This window comes from Mycobacterium sp. TH-M106, assembly GCF_057473765.1.
Map to the genome: position 1 here is coordinate 1 of NZ_JBYCLE010000535.1, position 2,876 is coordinate 2,876.

Below are 2,876 nucleotides of genomic sequence, written 5' to 3' on the forward strand. Positions count from 1 at the left end.
GCGCCTCACCGACAAGGAGAACCGGGTGGGCAGGCTGGTCATCCCGGAAGGCCGCCAGCTCGACGACACCACCGACATGAAGACCAACGAGGTGACCCCCGGCATTTTCTCGCTGATCTCCCAGGCCACCTGCGTCGACTTGGACGGGAATCGGCGGTGCGTGCAGATGGCCGACCTGCGCTCAGCGGCCGAGGCCGGTACGCCGGTGGAGCTGTCGGTGCCCGCGTGGGCGGCGCAGCGGGTCACCGCCATGGGTCACGATCATCGCCGGGTCGAGGGCCTGATCGCCCCGGGCACCTGGAACGTCGACCCGTTGGCGCCGGCCGAGAAGATGCTGGCGAGCCTGATCGGCGCCGGCACCTCCGGCTACTGGCAGTCCGGGCTCGACCGCCCGGCTGCTGTTCCTGCCGCCCTGCAGGTTTCGCCCTACGACGTGCTGGTGGTGGCGTCGTTGGTGCAGCGGGAATCCGATCCGGCAGACTTCGGCAAGGTGGCCCGGGTCATCTACAACCGCCTGCATGAGCACCGCACCCTGGAGTTCGACTCGGCGGTCAACTATCCGCTGGACCGCCGGGAGGTCGCCACCAGCGACGCCGACCGCTCCCTGCGCACACCGTGGAACACCTATCTGGTGCGTGGGCTGCCAGCCACCCCGATCTGCTCGCCGGGGGAGGAGGCGCTGGCCGCGGCCGAGCATCCGGAGCCGGGGGACTGGCTGTATTTCGTCACCATCGACAAGCAGGGCACGACGCTGTTCACCCGGGACTACCAGGAGCATCTGGAGAACATTGAGCTGGCGAAGCACAACGGTGTCCTCGACAGCTCTCGGTAGGACCGGTATGCGCAGCAGGAAAGCCCCCCGAAAAGCGGGGGTGCTCGGCTCGCCGATCGCGCACTCCCGCTCGCCGCAGCTGCACCTGGCCGCCTACCGGGCGCTGGGCTTGCATGACTGGACCTATGACCGAATCGAATGTGGAGCCAGCGAATTACCGAGGGTGGTAAGCGGTTTCGGGCCGGAATGGGTTGGCGTGTCGGTGACCATGCCGGGCAAGTTCGCCGCGTTGTCCTTCGCCGACGAGCGCACCGCACGGGCAGAGCTGGTCGGCTCGGCCAACACCTTGGTGCACACGGCGACCGGCTGGCTGGCTGACAACACCGATGTGGACGGGGTGACCGGGGCACTCGGCCCGGTGTCGGGGCAGGCGGTGGTGTTGGGGTCGGGTGGAACCGCCCCGGCGGCTGTGGTGGCGCTGGCCGAACTCGGTGCCGACGGCATCACTGTCGTCGCACGCAACCCGGACAAGGCCGCCCGGGTGGTGCGAGTGGCCGCAGAAGCCGGTGTGTCTGCCCGGTTCTGCAGATTGGCCGATCCGGACGATCCGGCGCTGGCCGACACCGTCGCAGCCGCGGCGGTGCTGGTCAGCACGCTTCCGGCCGACGTGGCCGCGCACTATGCGCCGGCGTTGGCGTCGGTTCCGGTGTTGTTGGACGCGATCTACGACCCGTGGCCGACGCCGCTGGCAGCGGCGGTGAGCGCCGCGGGTGGGACGGTGATCAGCGGCCTGCAGATGCTGCTCCATCAGGCCTGCACGCAGGTGGAGATGTTCACCGGGTTGCCTGCGCCGCGGCAGGCGATGACTTGCGCGCTGGCCCAGCCGGGCTAACCTGCCCCCGTGCAGGTGGGGGTGGGGCCGGTGTCGCTGTGGCTGGCGTGGCTGGTTGCGCTGAGCGGCTACGACATCCGGCAGCGACGACTGCCCAACTGGCTGACCCTGCCCGGCGCGGCGGTGGTGCTGCTGTATGCCGGCGTTGCCGGCCGCGGTATGCCGGCGTTTGCTGGCGCGGCGGCGTTGGGCGCGGTGTATCTGCTGGTACACGTGGCCGATCCGACCGCGTTGGGGGCCGGCGACGTGAAGCTGGCGTTCGGCGTGGGCGCGCTGACCGGCTTCTTCGGTGTCGACGTGTGGATGTTGGCGGCCCTGGGCGCACCGTTGCTGACCGCGGTGTGGGCATTGGTCGCGATGGCTGTGGACGGTGGGCACCGTGGGCACCGTGGGCACCGTGCGCCGAGCGTGCCGCATGGACCGTCGATGTGCCTGGTCAGCGCGGCGGTGGTGGCGCTGGCGGTGTGCTGAGCCGAAACGTCGGCAACAATGGACAAAAATCAGCGCCGTAATCAAACTTTAATCAATTCCCGTTGCCGTTCAGCCGACTATCAGCTACTATGAGCCGTTAGGTGTATGCAACGGTTGGTGTTCAAAGGAGGTGACCATGAAGCGAGCCGTCATTGCCGGTATTGCCGCTGGTGCGGTCGCTGTGGGCACCGGTCTCATCGTCATCGACCCTTCGCCGCCGTCGTTGCCCGACGTCGAGGTCCCGGCGATTTCGCTCTCCAACGCCGAGGGGATGGACCCGAACGCGGTATGGCTCGACCTGTTCTCGCAGGCCTCCGGTAACAATCCCGCAGGTGTCGGCACCGGTGCGGTGGATGTCGGGCCGGCCTCGGTGCCGGTACCCAGCGAGCCGCCGATGGTCGTGATCGATTCGCAGGGGCAAGCCCAGGACTTCGAGGGCATCCTCGACCGTGTCGTCGCAAAAATGGGCAATCCGCTGGACAACGTGACCTCGGTCATCAACGGGCCCGGAGCGGTCACCTATCTGATCCGCGGCGACGGCAACGGCGGTTCCTAAGGTTTCTGACCCCTGCCGGCGTTTGCCGGCGGTTGCTGGCGTTTGCCGGCGGTTGCTGGCGGTTGCCGGCCCGGTCCGGTCGCCGCAGCCAGCATGGGAAGATGGGACACGTGCTGCGTTGGACCACCGCCGGTGAATCCCACGGCCGTGCCCTGGTTGCGGTCGTGGAGGGCATGGTCGCTGGG

General features: G+C 68.4%; 5 protein-coding genes. All 5 read left to right on the plus strand.

Annotation, left to right across the window (positions count from 1 at the left end):
- On the plus strand, positions 1-832 hold an 832-nt coding region (locus AC2VOP_RS18600), incomplete at its 5' end, for an endolytic transglycosylase MltG (protein WP_486962334.1).
- Positions 833-839: 7 nt separating this feature from the next.
- Positions 840-1,664 carry a shikimate dehydrogenase gene (locus AC2VOP_RS18605; RefSeq protein WP_486962335.1) on the plus strand — a complete coding sequence of 275 codons (825 nt, stop codon included), beginning with the start codon at positions 840-842 and terminating at the stop codon, positions 1,662-1,664.
- Positions 1,665-1,679: 15 nt separating this feature from the next.
- Positions 1,680-2,135, plus strand: a complete 456-nt coding sequence (locus AC2VOP_RS18610) for a prepilin peptidase (protein ID WP_486962337.1) — start codon at positions 1,680-1,682, stop codon at positions 2,133-2,135.
- A gap of 136 nt (positions 2,136-2,271) precedes the next feature.
- Positions 2,272-2,691, plus strand: coding sequence for a hypothetical protein (locus tag AC2VOP_RS18615; protein WP_486962336.1), 420 nt, complete (start codon positions 2,272-2,274; stop codon positions 2,689-2,691).
- A 110-nt stretch (positions 2,692-2,801) separates the two neighbouring features.
- The coding region (locus AC2VOP_RS18620; RefSeq protein WP_486962338.1) for a hypothetical protein at positions 2,802-2,876 on the plus strand (75 nt) is incomplete at its 3' end.

Bases quoted from the DNA above. Each gene is read 5' to 3' on its own strand.
- AC2VOP_RS18605 (WP_486962335.1), top strand. From the start codon at position 840: ATGCGCAGCAGGAAAGCCCCCCGAAAAGCGGGGGTGCTCGGCTCGCCG.
- AC2VOP_RS18615 (WP_486962336.1), top strand. From the start codon at position 2,272: ATGAAGCGAGCCGTCATTGCCGGTATTGCCGCTGGTGCGGTCGCTGTG.